The sequence below is a fragment of the Pseudomonas shirazica genome (assembly GCF_015168335.1).
Taxonomy (GTDB): Bacteria; Pseudomonadota; Gammaproteobacteria; order Pseudomonadales; family Pseudomonadaceae; genus Aquipseudomonas; species Aquipseudomonas asiatica.
Window position 1 is genome coordinate 3,700,744 of the sequence record NZ_CP063456.1, and the last position, 14,821, is coordinate 3,715,564.

A 14,821-nucleotide genomic window follows, 5' to 3' on the forward strand; every position below is an offset into this window, starting at 1 on the left:
TTCTTGGCTGGGCGTTTTTCCTGTACCGGCCTCTTCGCGGGTAAACCCGCTCCCACAGGCCCCCACCACCCTCAAGCCCTATGACGTCCCTGTGGGAGCGGCTTCAGCCGCGAAAGGGCCAGCCCAGGCACTGAATCAGTAGAGGTTAGGCTCCATCTCCAGCTCGACCCCGAACCGCTCGAGGATATCGGCCTGGATCCGGCGCGCCAGTGCATGCATCTGCGCCCCGCTCGCCTGGCCGTAGTTGACCAGCACCAGCGACTGCAAACGATGCACCCCGGCATCCCCCTCGCGGTGGCCCTTCCAGCCTGCCTGCTCAATCAACCAGCCTGCCGCCAGCTTCACCTGGCCATCGGCTTGGGGATAAGCCACTACCCCCGGGTACTGCGCACGAATACGCTCGACCAGTTCCGCCGAGACCACCGGGTTCTTGAAGAAGCTCCCGGCATTACCCAGCTCTGCCGGGTCTGGGAGCTTCTCGCGGCGAATGTTGCAGATCGCCTCGCTGATCGCCTGCGCGGTCGGCTCGGTCACGCCCTGCTCCGCCAGGCGCTGGCGCACCGGGCCGTAGTCCAGGTGAGCCTGTAGCGTACGGCTCAAGGCAAAGCGCACACGCAGGATCAACCAACGCCCAGGGTTGCGCTTGAACAGGCTGTCGCGATACCCGAAGGCACATTCAGCCAGGCCGAAGTCACGCAACTCGCCGGTCTCGCGGTCCAGGGCGGTCAAGCCGACAAATACGTCCTTGATCTCCACGCCATAGGCGCCCACGTTCTGCATCGGCGCGGCGCCCACGGTGCCGGGGATCAGGCTGAGGTTCTCCAGCCCGCAATAGCCCTGCGCCAGTGTCCACTGCACGAACGGGTGCCACGGCTCACCGGCCTCGGCCTCGACCACGATACGTTCGCCATCGTCGCCGAGCACGCGCCGACCACGGCTGGCCATATGCAGCACCAGCGCATCGATATCGCGGGTGAGCAGCAAGTTGCTGCCACCGCCAATCACCAGCACCGGCACGCCGCCTTGCTGTGCCTGGCCCAGCGCCAGGCGCACCTCCTGGTCATCATGTGCCTGGGTGAAATACCGCGCCTTCACGTCGATGCCAAAGGTGTTGTACGGCTTGAGCGATACCTGCTCCTGCCACTGCACTGTCATAGCCGCCCCTTGATTTCCAGGACCAGCGCCTGGCACGCCGCTTCAACCAGGTCGAGCACCTGCTCGAAGCCGTCGGCGCCACCGTAGTACGGGTCCGGCACTTCATCCAGCGCTGCGCCATAACGGCGCAGGAACAGGTCGAGCTCCCCCACTGCCGTGTGCGGGCGCATCGCACGCAAGTGGCCAAGGTTGCTCTCGTCCATGGCCAGGATCAGGTCATATTCGGCAAAATGCGCCGCCTTGACCTGCTGGGCACGCTGCTGCGACAGGTCATAACCACGCGCCAGCGCTGCCTTGCAGGTGCGGCTGTCGGGCGCCTTGCCGACGTGCCAGTCGCCGGTGCCGGCCGAGGCCACATGCACCCGGTCTGCAAGCCCGGCAGCCTGCAATTGATGGCGCAGCACGCCTTCGGCGGTGGGCGAGCGACAGATATTGCCGAGGCAGACGAACAGGACGCGCATCAGGCCTCCAGCAAGCGCCGTACGCGCTCCAGATCTTCAGGGGTATCCACGCCCACGGCAGGCGCCTCGATGGCGTCTTCGACGTGGATGCGCACGCCATGCCACAGGGCACGCAGCTGCTCCAGCGCTTCGGTCTGCTCGAGCCAGCATGGGCCCCAACTGACGAAGTCCTGCAGGAAGCCGACGCGGTAGGCGTACATGCCAATGTGGCGGCGATATGGCACGCCTTCTGGCAACAGGTTGCGATCCTTGGCAAAAGCATCGCGAGCCCAGGGCAGCGGCGCACGGCTGAAGGTCAGGGCCAGGCCGTTCTTGTCGCTGACCACCTTGACCGCATTGGGGTTGAACACCGTTTCCGGCTCATGGATCGGTTCGGCCAGGGTGGCGATGCCGGCTTCCGGATGCGCCGCCAGGTTGGCTGCCACCTGGTCGATGATCACCGGCGGGATCAGCGGCTCGTCGCCCTGTACATTGACCACGATGGCATCGGCAGACAGGCCTAGGTGTACGGCCACTTCGGCCAGGCGGTCGGTGCCGGACTCATGGTCGGCACGGGTCAGCAGCACTTCGGCGCCGAAGGCCTTGCAGGCCTCTACGATGCTGGCGTCGTCGGTGGCGATGACCACGCGGCTGGCGCCGCTCTTGCGGGCCTGTTCCCACACATGCTGCACCATCGGCTTGCCGGCGATCGACAGCAATGGCTTGCCCGGCAGGCGCGTGGAGCGCAGCCGGGCGGGGATCACCACGGTGAAATCCAGGCTCATTTGTCCAGACGCTCTTCATCGGTCAGGGTGCGTGCCTCGCTTTCCAGCATGACCGGGATGCCGTCGCGGATCGGGTAGGCCAGGCCAGCCCCCTTGCTGATCAGCTCGGTCTTGTCGGCACTGAGCTTGAGCGGGCCCTTGGTGATCGGGCAGGCCAGGATATCGAGCAGTTTGGTGTCCATTTGAGGCTTCCTTTAGGCCAGGTGGCCGGGAATTGAAAAAGGGCTCAGGGCTTGCGCAGCAAGCGTTGCAACTGGTTGTCGAACCAGGCGCTGAAAGCCGGCGTGGGCTGCGCCTCGACGGCCAGGTACCACCAGTCGTCAGCGGCGAAGGCCCGGCATTTCACCGCATCCTTCTCGGTCATGACCAGCGGCAGCGGCGGGCTGAAGGCCAGGCTCTGGGCGCTGAACTGCGCATGGTCGGCAAAGGGATGCGGCACCGGCTGCCAGTTTAGCCCCAGCAGGGTATTGAAGAAACGTTGCGGGTTGCCGATACCGGCCACCGCGTGCAGGCGCTGGCCTGCGGGGAAATGGTCAAGCGCACGGCGCTCGCCACTGCGCAGGTTGACCAGGGCGGACGGCTGCAGGCGGAAGCCGAAACCATCGGCGCGGTCTGCGCTGGCGCCGTTGAACAGCACTGCGTCAGCCTCGTGCAGGCGCTCGGCGGGCTCACGCAGTGGCCCCGCCGGCAGGCAGCGGCCATTGCCCAGGCCGCGTGCGGCATCGATCAGCACCAGCTCCAGGTCGCGCGCCAGGCGATAGTGCTGCATGCCGTCGTCACACAGGATCAGGTCGAGGGGTTCGCTGGCCAGCAATGCCTGCACGGCCCGGGAGCGGTCGGGGTCGATCATCAGCGGCACGCCGGTGCGCTGCACGATCAGCAGCGGTTCATCGCCGGCCTGCCCGGCCGCCTGATCGGGCTGCACGCGCCAGGGTAGCTGCGGCGGCTTGGCGCCATAGCCACGGCTGACCACGCCCACTTTCAACCCCTGCTTGCGGCAGTGCTCGATCAGCCAGAGGATCATCGGCGTCTTGCCGGTACCACCCACGGTAATGTTACCCACCACGATGACCGGCACCGGGGCCCGGTAGCTGGCACTTTCGCCACTGAGAAAACGCGCCCGCTTGCGCGTGACCACGCGGCGATACAGCGCCTCCAGCGGGCGCAGCAGCGCCAGGGCCGGGTGCCCGGCGTACCAGGCGGCGAGCAGACGGTCGGCGAAGGCCATCAAGGTGTGCCCTGGGCCGCCTCGACAGTGGTCATGCGCAACTGGCTGAAACCGAGCTTGCCGGCGGCATCCATCGCAGTGACCACGGCCTGGTGCGGGGTCTTGCCGTCGGCGCTGATGGCCAGCGGCAGCTTGTTGTCGCCGCCCGACTCACGCTCGATCGCTTCGCTCAGGGTGGCCAGGTCGCTCTTTGGCAGCAAGTGGTTGTTCACCGAGTACACGCCTTCGGCGCTGATGGTGATTTCCACCAGCTTGCCCTGGTCGGGCGCCGCCGGCTCGGCGCTGGCAGCTTCAGGCAGCTCGACGCGCAGCTGGGTCTCGCGGGTGAAGGTGGTGGTGACCACGAAGAACAGCAGCAGGACGAACACCACGTCGATCAGCGACGCCAGGTTGATGTCGACGTTCTCCCGCTGGCGATTGCGCCGGAACTTCACACCTTGCCTCCGGCCACTTCCACTTCGCGGTCGCCCTGGATCACCTCCACCAGCTTGATCGCTTCCTGCTCCATGCCCACCACCAACTCATCGATGCGGCGCTGCAGGAAGCGGTGGAAGAACACCGCCGGGATACCAACCATCAGGCCGGCCGCGGTGGTGACCAGGGCTTTGGAGATACCACCGGCCAACACCGCGGCGTTGGCGGTCATCTGCGAGCCCATGAAGGCGCTGAAGATGTCGATCATGCCCAGCACGGTGCCCAGCAGGCCCAACAGCGGAGCCATGGCGGCGATGGTGCCGAGGGTGCTGATGTAGCGTTCCAGTTCGTGGATGACGCGCGAAGCGGCCTCCTCGATGCATTCCTTCATGATTTCGCGGCCATGGCGCGAGTTGGCCAGACCGGCGGCAAGGATTTCGCCCAGTGGCGAATCGGCGCGCAGGGCCTTGAGCTTGTCACTGGTCAGTTGCTTGTCCTTGATCCACATCCACACCTGACCCAGCAGGTGCGGCGGGGTGACGCGGCTGGCGCGCAGGGTCCACAGGCGCTCGACGACGATAGCCATGGCAGCGATGGAGCTCAGAATGATCGGCAGCATCATCCAACCACCGGACTTGACCAATTCCCACACAGTAAACGCCCCTTCGGAAAAAGGCCGCCACTCTACCATAGGCGCGCCGGGGGCTCATCTGCCGGAGGTCAGGGAATTGGGTTGTGTGGGGGGTGGGGGGTGGGGTCGCCATGACAGTTGCAGCGCCTGCGAGATCGAGCGCCGCCCGCGCGGTGCTTCGCAGCGCAAGGCTGCTCCTACATCTGTTTCGGGCCAGTAACGCCTGTGCCAATGCGCGCGACCGCCTTGTTTGTCCGGCCCGATATCGAGGTGGACGCCAAGGGGCCGCGCGCCTTTGCCTGAGGAATAATTGGCCCGAAACAGATGTAGGAGCAGCCTTGCGCTGCGAAGCGCCGCGCGGGCGGCGCTCAATCCCACAGGCGCTGAAAATGTAACGGCAAGCACCTGCAAGCCACTACACCTCACTGCACCCGAACCCGCCAAAACCGCCTCTGCCCCCGCACACCCTCCACCTCCCCCAGCCTCCCCAGCACCAACCGCAACGCCCCCTGCTCCGCCGTGTCATGCATCACCACCCCACGCCGCCGATAACGTTCGACCACCTGCGCATGCGGGTGCCCGAAGCTGTTGTTGCGCCCCCGCGAAATCAGTACCCCGCGCGGCGCCGTGGCGCGGATGAAGGCCTCGCTGGACGAACTGCGGCTGCCGTGATGCGGCGACTGCAACCAGTCGATCCGCGGTGCTTCCGTGGCCGCCAGCCAGGCCCGTTCGGCACCGGCCTCCATGTCTCCCGCCAGCAACAACCGCTCACCCTGCGCCTCGACCAACAACACACAGGAGCGGTCATTGCTGCTCTGCCCATCGGCCCAGCGCCACATCGAAAAGCGCACGCCATCCCACATCCACTGCTCGCCACTTACGCAAGGTTGCAGTTGCAGGTCATCCAGCAATTCGCCGCCGATCACCCGTTCGACCGGCAGGCCACGCATGATTGCGCCAGCACCACCGGCGTGGTCGGCATGGGCGTGGCTGACCAGCATCAGGTCCAGTCTGCCCACCCCCAGCTTGCGCAAGGTCGGCAACACCACCCGCTCGCCCAGGTCGCTCTCTCCCCTGGCCGGCCCGGCGTCGTACAGCAGGTTGTGATGCCGGGTGCGCAAAAGCACTGCCAGCCCCTGGCCGACGTCCAGCTGCCAGACCTCGACCTGGCCGAACGGCACCGTCTCCCGGGGTACCCACAGCGCCAGCAGCATTACGCCACCCAACCCGCGCAGTGGTACGCCACGGGGCATCAAAACCAGCAACGTACCCAGGCACACCAGCAGCCAGGCCCACAACGGCAGAACTGCTGGCAGCCACGCCGACTGCTGTTGCGCCACCAACTCCAGCAGCCGGAAGAGCACATCGAGCAAACCTCCCGCCAGCCAGAGCAGTGCCTCCCCTACCCCGCCCAACGGCAGCAGCAAAGTGCCCAGCAATGCCAATGGCAGCACGGCCAGGCTGACCCAGGGCACCGCAACAAGGTTGGCCAGCGGCGCACTCAAGCTCACCGGCAAGCCCGTAGCCAGCAGTACCGGCAGCAAGCCGATCGCAATCACCCATTGCGCCCGCGTCCAGGCCTGCCAGGGCCGCCAGCTGCCCAGGCGGGCACTGAAGCAATAGACAAGCGTGGCCACGGCCGCGAACGACAGCCAGAACCCGGGCAGCAGCGCGGCCAACGGCTCCACCAACAGTACGGCAATCAGCGCCAGCAACAACGGTAAGGTCGCACCCAGTTGGCGAAAACGCAGGCGCCAGAGCAACACCACGGCCAGCATCAGGCAGGCACGCTGCACCGGTACACCGCCACCAGCCAACCAACCGTAGGCCAGTGCCGCAGCCATGGCCAAGCCACACGCCCAGGGCAGCCACGGCAACCGAGCGGGCCACAGCCCCCAACGCGCCAGCCCGGCAACCAGGCCATACAGCAAGCCGGCAACCAGGCCGATGTGCTGGCCAGAGATCACCAGCAAGTGCACCGTGCCGGTGGCCTGCAACGTTTGCCAGTCCTCCCGGGCCAGGCCCGCCCCGTCGCCAAGCACCAGCGCCACCAACGCTGTCTGCCGGCCATTGGCCTCGACTGCCAGCAGGCGCTGGCGCAGCGTGTCGCGCCAGCCGCCGACAACCGGCGCCAGCAACTGCCCGGCCTTGACCGTACCGGTCGCACCGACCCGCCGCGCCAGCAATTGCGCCTCACGGTCCGGTCCATGCGGGTTGAGCAGCCCGGCCGGGCGCTGCAAGGTCACCGCCAGCCGCCACTGCTCGCCCGCGCGCAGCGGCGGGCCGTCGAACCAGCTCAGTTGCAGGCGCTGCGGCAGCTCTGCCCGCCGCGAGCGGGCCGCGTCCAGCTCGAAGCGCACACCCTGCGCAGTCCGGGTCGGCAGGCCGACCACCCGGCCCTCAAGCCACAAGGTGCGGCCATCCAGCCCGGTTGCCAGGCGGTCATCCAGCGCCTGCTGCGCAGACCAGCAGGCCCAACACAGGCCCAACAGAAAACAGCCCAGTGGCCACAGCCGGGTAAACAGGCCGATGCCACCGGCTACAGCCAGCAGCACCAGCCATCCGACCGATGGCAATCCGGGGAGAAAGCCCAGGCACAACAGCCCGAGCGCGAGCGCAAACATCCCTGTGCGCATGAAGTAGAGCTCCAGAAGCGAAATCACCTTCTGAGGCATAGCCCAATTGCCGGCAGCGCTTGCTCAACAATTGTCACAAACTCTAAACGAGGCTGAGCGGGAATCAGGGCATACTGCCCGGATCAACGCTCCGGGAGCCTACATGCCGCGCCGACTTTTCAAACGCTACATGCCGGACCCGACCAGTATTCGGGAACACAAGTCCTTACGCTTTTTCGGCAAGTTGCTGCATGACCCGAACCTCTGGCACCTGAACCGCCATTCGGTGGCGAGGGCCATGGGCGTTGGCCTGTTCGCGGCGCTGATCCCGATGCCGGCGCAAATGCTGCTGGCTGCCGCGCTGGCCATTCCACTGCGCGGCAACCTGCCGATCGCGGTCAGCCTGGTTTGGCTGACCAACCCGCTGACCATGCCACCGGTGTTCTTCGTCACCTACATGACCGGCGCCTGGCTGATGCAGGTACCGCCGCGCACCCTGCCCGACGAGCTGACTTTCCAGTGGATAACCGACCAGCTGTCGACGTTGTGGCAACCTTTCCTGCTCGGCTCGGTAGTGTGTGGTGTGGTGCTGGGCATCCTTGGCTACTTCACCACCATGCTCTACTGGCGCTGGTGGGTGGGCCGGCAGTGGCGTCTGCGCCAACGCCGGTGCAAGGCTTCAGGCACGCATGCCGCGGCCGCTGACCAGCAGGCGAACGCACACCAGGTAGAGCACCGCGGTGGCGACCAGCATGAAGGTAATCGCCGTACCAATGCTGATATCCGACACCCCTAGGATGCCGTAGCGGAACGAGTTGACCATGTGCAGCACCGGGTTGGCCAACGACACGGTCTGCCAGAACGGCGGCAGCAGGTTGATCGAATAGAACACCCCGCCCAGGTACGTCAGCGGCGTCAGCACGAAGGTCGGGATGATCGAGATATCGTCGAAGTTGCGTGCGAACACCGCGTTGACGAAGCCCAGCAGCGAGAAAATGGTTGCGGTCAGCAGTACCACGACCACGGTCACGCCTAGGTGGTGCACCTGCAAATGGGTGAAGAACAGCGACAGGAAGGTCACGATCACGCCCACCGCCAAGCCGCGCAGCACGCCACCCAGCACATAACCGACGAGGATGGTGTGTGGCGAAACCGGCGACACCATCAACTCCTCGATAGAACGCTGGAACTTGCTGCCGAAGAAGCTCGACACCACGTTGCCGTAGGAGTTGGTGATCACCGACATCATGATCAACCCCGGCACGATGTACTCCATGTAGCTGAAGCCACCCATGTCGCCGATCTGCCGACCGATCAGGTTACCGAAGATGACGAAGTACAGAACCATGGTGATCGCTGGCGGCAGCAGGGTCTGCGGCCAGATACGTAGGAAGCGCCGCACTTCGCGGTAGACGATGGTATTCAGGGCGACCCAGTTGGTGCGCAGTTCCACACTCATACGGCCACCTTCGACAGGTTTTTTTCCACCAGGGACACGAACAGCTCCTCGAGTCGGTTGGTCTTGTTGCGCAGGCTCTGCACCTCGATGTTCTGCAGCGCCAGCTGGCCGAACAGCGCAGTGATGCCGATGTCCTTGTCCACCTGCACTTCCAGGGTGTGCGGGGTCAGCAACCGGCACGGGTAGCCCTGCAGCACCGGTGCAGTGGCCAGGTCCTGCCTGAGGTCGAGCACGAAGGTTTCGACATGCAGCTTGCCCAGCAACTGGCGCATGCTGGTGTTCTCGACGATGGTGCCGTGGTCGATGATGCCGATGTTACGGCACAGCTGCTCGGCCTCTTCCAGATAGTGGGTGGTGAGGATGATGGTGATGCCCTTCTGGTTCAGCTCGGTGAGGAAGCTCCACATCGAACGACGCAGTTCGATGTCCACACCGGCGGTGGGCTCGTCGAGAATCAGCAGGCGCGGTTCGTGGATCAGCGCGCGGGCAATCATCAGGCGGCGCTTCATGCCCCCCGACAGCGAACGCGACTGCACGTCACGCTTGTCCCACAGGCCGAGCTGGGTCAGGTACTGCTCGGCACGCTCCTTGGCCACCTTGGGCGGGATGCCGTAGTAACCGGCCTGGGTCACGACAATGTCGAAGGTTTTCTCGAACTGGTTGAAGTTGAACTCCTGCGGCACCACGCCCAGGCAGCGTTTGAGCGCCGACGGCTCGCGGTCCAGGTCGTGGCCGAACACGTTGACCGTGCCGCTGGTCTTGTTCACCAGGGTGGAGAGGATGCCGATGGTGGTGGACTTGCCCGCGCCGTTGGGGCCGAGCAAGGCGAAGAAGTCGCCTTCGGCAACATCCAGATCGATGCCCTTGAGGGCCTGGAAGCCGTTGCCGTAGGTCTTGGTCAGCTGTCGGATGGACAGGGCGGAACTCATAGCGGGTCACTTACCGAGAAAAAGGTGCAGGACACGCCAGGTAAAGGCACTGGCGCAGTGAGTGCGGCCAATGGTGCTTGGCCTGGCCGCACAAGTACAGTCATGTGTATTGATAATGACTATCGAAGTGGCCGTGGTGTTCGATCAGGTCAGCGCAGTCATTACCGCTGCCTGGTAGGCAGGGCGGGCCTTGAGGCGCTCGTACCAGGCCTCCAGGTGACGCATGGCCGGGCGCTCGATGGGCATTTCGAACCAGGCATAGATGAAGCTACCCAGTGGGATGTCGCCCATGCCGATCTGGTCACCGGAAAGGTACGGTTGTTTGGCCAGGGCTTCGTCGGCAATGGCCAGCAACTGGGCGCATTGCTTGTGCGCAGCGTTGATCGCCACCCAGTCGCGCTGGTCTTCCGGGGTGCGCAACAGGCCCCAGAACAGTGGGCGGAACGGCGTGGCGAAGGACGAGGTGGTCCAGTCCATCCACTTGTCCGCCAGGGCGCGCTGACGCGGGTCTTCCAGGTACCAGCCTTGCTCCGCACCGTACTCGGCGCACAGGTAGCGGACGATGGTGTTGGACTCCCACAGGGTCAGGTCGCCGTCTTCCAGCATCGGCACCAGGCCATTGGGGTTGCGCGCGCGGTAGTGCGGCTCGTTGACTACGCCGAAGGCGCCGCCGGCGTCGATCGACTCGAAATCCAGGCCCAGTTCGTGGGCGATCCATAGCGCCTTGCGCACATTGCTCGAATTCTTGCGACCCCAGATCTTCAGCATGGCAACGTCCTAATGAATGCGGAGGTGGTGCAGTCTACTCCAGACTTTCGTCGCCTGTACCGGCCTCTTCGCGGGTAAACCCGCTACAGGGTTCTGCGCCAGACCTGAGAGTGGTGCAGTACCTGTGGGAGATTGCCCAGCCCTTTGGGCTGCGCTTTCGCGCAGAGAACAAATATCGCTCGTCTGACGCGTCCTTTGTAGGAGCAGCCTTGTGCTGCGAAGAGGCCGGTACAGCCAATAGACAGGCTTTGTCAGCCCCGGCCTCTTCGCAGCACAAGGCTGCTCCTACAGAACCTCGCCGAACCAATGAGTCATGTGTTGTTCTATGAGAGCGGGTTCACCCGCGAAGAGGCCGGCACAGACAAACAATGCCCTGAAACTCCCGCCGCCATACCCTGTCACTGTTCTGACCCGGCCATTCTCAGCATTGCGTCTAAGCTGTCTGGGACGGCTTACCCCCCTGGTTCCAAGGAGGACCGATTATGTTGCTGTTGTGGTTGGTAGTGCTGGTGATCGGCGCGGCGTACCTCACGCACCGGCGCCTGGCGCCCTTGCAGATTCTTGGCATCATGGCGGCTTATGTACTGCTGATGGGCATTTTCAGCAGTGCTCCCGGCTGGCTGCTGACCCTGATCTGGATAGTGCTGGCCCTGAAAGTCGCCCTGGTGGCGCTGCCGGAATGGCGCCGCAAGGTATTCACCGATCCGGTGTTCAAGTGGTTCCAGCGCACCCTGCCGCCGATGTCGCAGACCGAGCGCGAGGCGATCGACGCCGGCACCGTGTGGTGGGACGGCGAACTGTTCAGCGGCCGTCCCGATTGGCGCACCCTGCTCGCCTACCCGGCTCCACAGCTGACCGAAGAAGAACAGGCATTCATCGACGGCCCGACGGAACAACTGTGCGCCATGGTCAGCGACTGGCAGATCGGCCAGGACATGGACCTGCCGCCCGAAGCCTGGGCGCATATCAAGCAGAATGGCTTCTTCGCCCTGATAATTCCCAAGGAGTACGGCGGCAAAGGCTTTTCGGCATACGCCCACTCCCAGGTGGCGATGAAACTGGCTACCCGCAGCGGCGACCTGGCTTCCACCGTGATGGTGCCCAACTCGCTCGGCCCGGCCGAACTGCTGTTGCATTACGGCACTGACGAACAACGCAACCACTACCTGCCACGCCTGGCGCGTGGCGATGAAATACCCTGCTTCGCCCTCACCGGCCCGCTGGCCGGCTCCGACGCAGGCGCCATGCCTGACACCGGCGTGGTCTGCAAAGGGCAATGGAACGGCGAAGAGGTCATCGGCCTGCGGCTGAACTGGGAAAAGCGCTATATCACCCTCGGTCCCGTCGCCACCCTGCTGGGCCTGGCGTTCAAGGCCTACGACCCGGACCACCTGTTGGGCGAGCAGGAAGAACTGGGTATCAGCCTGGCGCTGATCCCTACCGACACGCCCGGCGTCGAAATCGGCAAGCGCCACCTGCCACTGGGCGCCGCGTTCATGAACGGCCCCAACAGCGGCAAGGACGTATTCGTGCCGCTGGATTTCCTCATCGGTGGCCAGGCCATGCTCGGCAAGGGCTGGATGATGCTGATGAACTGCCTGTCGGTAGGCCGCTCCATCTCCCTGCCGGCCGTGGGCACTGGCGCTGCCAAATACACCAGTCTGGTCACCGGCCAGTACGCCAACATCCGCGAACAGTTCAATGTCCCGCTGGCTGCCTTCGAAGGCATCCAGGAGTCGCTGGCACGCATCGGCGGCAACGCCTGGCTGATGGACAGCGCGCGGCTGCTGACCGCCAAGGCCGTGGACCTGGGCGAGAAGCCTTCGGTGCTGTCGGCGATCCTCAAGTACCACCTCACCGAGCGTGGCCGCGAGTGCATCCAGCACGCCATGGATGTACACGGCGGCAAGGCCATCATCATGGGCCCGAACAACTACCTGGGCCGTAACTGGCAAGGGGCGCCGATCTTCATCACCGTCGAGGGGGCGAACATTCTTTCGCGCAACCTGATGATCTTCGGCCAGGGCGCCATCCGTTGCCACCCGTTCGTGCTCAAGGAAATGGCCTTGGCCGGGCGCGAGGACCGCGATCAGGCATTGAGGGAATTCGATTACCTGCTGATGAAACACATCATGTTCGCCGCCGGCAATGCGGCCAGCACACTCATACTCAGCCTGGGGCTGGGGCGACTGGAATCCGTGCCCGGCGATGCCCTGAGCCAAGGCTACTTCCGTGCACTCAATCGCCAGGCAGCGGCCTTCGCCATGCTGGCTGACCTGTCGATGATGCTGCTGGGCGGCGCACTGAAACGCCGCGAACGGCTGAGCGCAAGGCTGGGGGATGTGCTGAGTTACCTGTACCTGGCCAGCGCCGCGCTCAAGCGCTATCACGACCTGGGCTCACCGGAACACATGCAGCCCTTGCTGCGCTGGGCGATGGAGGAAAGCCTGGGCCAGGCGGAAACAGCCCTGGACCGGCTGCTCGACAACTTCCCTAACCGCTTTGTCGGCTGCGCGTTGCGGATACTGGTGTTCCCCTTCGGCCGCCGTCATACCGGGCCGAGCGATGAACTGGATGCAGAGGTGGCGGCGCTGATCGGCCGCAGCAAGGGCGACCCGGCGCTGGAAGAGCTGCTTGCTGGTTGCTTCAGGCCGCAGGGCGAGGGCGACCCGGTGGCAGCGCTGCAACGGGCTTGCGACTTGCTGGATGAAACCGTGCCACTGTACAAGGCACTTCATCAGGCGATCAAGGAGGGCAAGGTGCAGCCGGCACCAGGGCAGTCGCTGATCGATGCGGCAGTCGAGCATGGTGCACTGCAGCCGACCGAGGGGCAACGATTGCGTGAAGCCGAGCAAGCCCGCCGCGCGATCATCGATGTGGACGCCTTCGACAAAACGCAGTTGCTACTGGGGCAGGGCAAGGTACGTTGACCTGCTGATTGCCAGACGCGATTTTGGAGTACAGCGGTCTTGTGTTTCGACGGGGCGCAAAGCGGCCCCGTCTCTTGGGAAATGTCCCACACCTTGGCAACACGTAATACAGCGCGTGTGCCTGAGGGCTGCTCAGGCACTGGGTGGGAACTTGGAAAGCTGAACTTCACAATCTATTTGATGGTTCGCTTTCATATCAGCCTGGAGGAGAGCTGAGCCCGTTTTGGCAATCACCTTCAGGCCCAGGCCTTCGCTGACGAAGTCGCCAACGGAATAGGTTCCCTGCAGATAGCTGTATTGGGTCCGGTCGAGCGACGCTGGCCTGTGAGTGGTCAAGAATGTGATGGATGAGTGCACAACCCAATCGTCTGGGGCCTTTCTATACTTCAACGTAATGGTCGAGGCAGAAGGGATGTCGCTCATCGCAATACCGCTGTTGGTCGCATCAACCGTCTTGTTGGCCCTTTCGCCACTGCCCTCTGCTGGCAAGGTCAGGCCATGGCTGACGTTGGACTCGTGCCAGAAGATGATGGCACCGTTCTGTGCCGGGGTGTTGCCCTTTTCCATGATACGCACCTCGCGTGGAAGATTGAGTGCCCTGAACGCCTATCACCGCCAGCAACGGTGCAGTGTCATTGTGTGGGCTTGAATCTAGATCAATACCCGTGCGTGCGCACCTGGCAGAATTGACAGGTCCATGGTTCGCACGCGGTGCTCGCCGACCATGCCGCATCGGGTAATCACAAGGCGCAATGGAGCGGAGCAGCCACCACCGTCCCCAACCCGCCCTCAACCGGCGTATACTCCGCCCCCGTTTCAACTACCCCGAGGACCGCCCCCATGGCCAACCCCCACCTGGAATACCACCTGCAACTGCTGAACCACCTGCGTACCATTCTGGTGGCTCTGGGTGAAGCCGAGCAGGTACCGGAGGAAAGCCACACCCTGTTTCTCGAGCGTTTCGACGAATTGCTGACCCTGCTACCGCAAGACCCGCTGGAAAGCCAGTACCTGGGCCAGGACCTGATCTGCCAGGTGATCCAGCGCTACCCGCAAATCGCCCACCTGGTGCCACGCGACCTGCTGTGGTTCTTCGGGGGTGACTGCCTGCACTACATGCCCGACGAAGAGCTGGACCTGTACCAGCAGCTGGAAGAACGTCGTTACGAAGCCGAGCAGAGCGGCGAAGCGTTCGACTGGCACCAGCAGAAGCGATTGATGAGCCAAGCTCATGGCGACAATACCCAGCACTGATATGCACAGCACACCACACGCTTGCGAGCGCGCCTTGCAATGTCTCCAATTACCTCACCAAAGGTAGACTTCGCCTACAGCTTCACCCCGCCCCCCTTTCTATCCTGCACGCCGAACAGTTTTTGTCTGTTCGGCCCGTTTTTTCGCCCCCAGGATCAGAAAATGAAAAAAACCCTTCTCGCCATCGCCTTTGGCCTGGCAAGCAGCACAGCA

At 64.1% G+C, this 14,821-nt stretch carries 14 protein-coding genes and 1 pseudogene; 3 read left to right on the forward strand and 12 right to left on the reverse strand.

Going from position 1 to position 14,821, the window contains the following annotated elements; all coding sequences use genetic code 11:
* Nucleotides 1-135: 135 nt before the first annotated feature.
* From murB to IMX18_RS17085, 8 genes are all read right to left on the reverse strand, one after another.
* A complete protein-coding gene (gene murB, locus IMX18_RS17050; protein ID WP_100413904.1) occupies nt 136-1,155 on the reverse strand; it encodes a UDP-N-acetylmuramate dehydrogenase in 1,020 nt (339 codons plus the stop codon).
* Nucleotides 1,152-1,616, reverse strand: a complete 465-nt coding sequence (locus tag IMX18_RS17055; protein ID WP_003259973.1) for a low molecular weight protein-tyrosine-phosphatase — start codon at nt 1,614-1,616, stop codon at nt 1,152-1,154. Before IMX18_RS17055 ends, murB begins: the two co-directional genes overlap by 4 nt.
* On the reverse strand, nt 1,616-2,380 hold the full coding sequence (gene kdsB / locus IMX18_RS17060; RefSeq protein ID WP_015269402.1) for a 3-deoxy-manno-octulosonate cytidylyltransferase: 765 nt from the start codon (nt 2,378-2,380) through the stop codon (nt 1,616-1,618). Before kdsB ends, IMX18_RS17055 begins: the two co-directional genes overlap by 1 nt.
* Nucleotides 2,377-2,562 carry a Trm112 family protein gene (locus IMX18_RS17065; RefSeq protein ID WP_011532874.1) on the reverse strand — a complete coding sequence of 62 codons (186 nt, stop codon included), beginning with the start codon at nt 2,560-2,562 and terminating at the stop codon, nt 2,377-2,379. Before IMX18_RS17065 ends, kdsB begins: the two co-directional genes overlap by 4 nt.
* Before the next feature lie 44 nt (nt 2,563-2,606).
* On the reverse strand, nt 2,607-3,608 hold the full coding sequence (lpxK, locus tag IMX18_RS17070; protein ID WP_015269401.1) for a tetraacyldisaccharide 4'-kinase: 1,002 nt from the start codon (nt 3,606-3,608) through the stop codon (nt 2,607-2,609).
* A complete protein-coding gene (locus IMX18_RS17075) occupies nt 3,608-4,042 on the reverse strand; it encodes an ExbD/TolR family protein (protein ID WP_013971564.1) in 435 nt (144 codons plus the stop codon). The genes lpxK and IMX18_RS17075 overlap by 1 nt, the downstream gene beginning before the upstream one ends.
* A complete protein-coding gene (locus IMX18_RS17080; protein WP_015269400.1) occupies nt 4,039-4,674 on the reverse strand; it encodes a MotA/TolQ/ExbB proton channel family protein in 636 nt (211 codons plus the stop codon). Before IMX18_RS17080 ends, IMX18_RS17075 begins: the two co-directional genes overlap by 4 nt.
* Before the next feature lie 401 nt (nt 4,675-5,075).
* On the reverse strand, nt 5,076-7,289 hold the full coding sequence (locus IMX18_RS17085; protein ID WP_217190301.1) for a DNA internalization-related competence protein ComEC/Rec2: 2,214 nt from the start codon (nt 7,287-7,289) through the stop codon (nt 5,076-5,078).
* Nucleotides 7,290-7,431: 142 nt separating this feature from the next.
* Here IMX18_RS17085 and IMX18_RS17090 point away from each other — a divergent pair.
* Nucleotides 7,432-7,938: pseudogene (locus tag IMX18_RS17090) on the forward strand (DUF2062 domain-containing protein); the annotation flags it as partial.
* 9 nt (nt 7,939-7,947) lie between these two features.
* On the opposite strand, the gene IMX18_RS17095 reads toward IMX18_RS17090, so the two are convergent.
* The 3 genes from IMX18_RS17095 to IMX18_RS17105 all read right to left on the reverse strand — a co-directional run bounded on the left by IMX18_RS17095 (nt 7,948) and on the right by IMX18_RS17105 (nt 10,424).
* The gene (locus IMX18_RS17095) at nt 7,948-8,727 is read right to left on the reverse strand and encodes an ABC transporter permease (RefSeq protein ID WP_015269397.1); all 780 of its coding nucleotides are present in this window, start codon (nt 8,725-8,727) and stop codon (nt 7,948-7,950) included.
* Nucleotides 8,724-9,656, reverse strand: a complete 933-nt coding sequence (locus tag IMX18_RS17100; RefSeq protein WP_013971560.1) for an ABC transporter ATP-binding protein — start codon at nt 9,654-9,656, stop codon at nt 8,724-8,726. The genes IMX18_RS17095 and IMX18_RS17100 overlap by 4 nt, the downstream gene beginning before the upstream one ends.
* Before the next feature lie 144 nt (nt 9,657-9,800).
* A complete protein-coding gene (locus IMX18_RS17105) occupies nt 9,801-10,424 on the reverse strand; it encodes a glutathione S-transferase (RefSeq protein WP_137138019.1) in 624 nt (207 codons plus the stop codon).
* A gap of 482 nt (nt 10,425-10,906) precedes the next feature.
* Here IMX18_RS17105 and IMX18_RS17110 point away from each other — a divergent pair, with 482 nt between their 5' ends.
* Complete coding sequence (locus IMX18_RS17110; RefSeq protein ID WP_217190303.1) at nt 10,907-13,354, forward strand: acyl-CoA dehydrogenase; 2,448 nt, start codon at nt 10,907-10,909, stop codon at nt 13,352-13,354.
* 132 nt (nt 13,355-13,486) lie between these two features.
* Here IMX18_RS17110 and IMX18_RS17115 read toward each other — a convergent pair whose 3' ends face one another.
* The gene (locus IMX18_RS17115; protein ID WP_015269394.1) at nt 13,487-13,921 is read right to left on the reverse strand and encodes a hypothetical protein; all 435 of its coding nucleotides are present in this window, start codon (nt 13,919-13,921) and stop codon (nt 13,487-13,489) included.
* 273 nt (nt 13,922-14,194) lie between these two features.
* Here IMX18_RS17115 and IMX18_RS17120 point away from each other — a divergent pair, with 273 nt between their 5' ends.
* Nucleotides 14,195-14,608, forward strand: coding sequence for a PA2817 family protein (locus tag IMX18_RS17120; protein ID WP_015269393.1), 414 nt, complete (start codon nt 14,195-14,197; stop codon nt 14,606-14,608).
* The last annotated feature ends 213 nt before the right edge of the window (nt 14,609-14,821 follow it).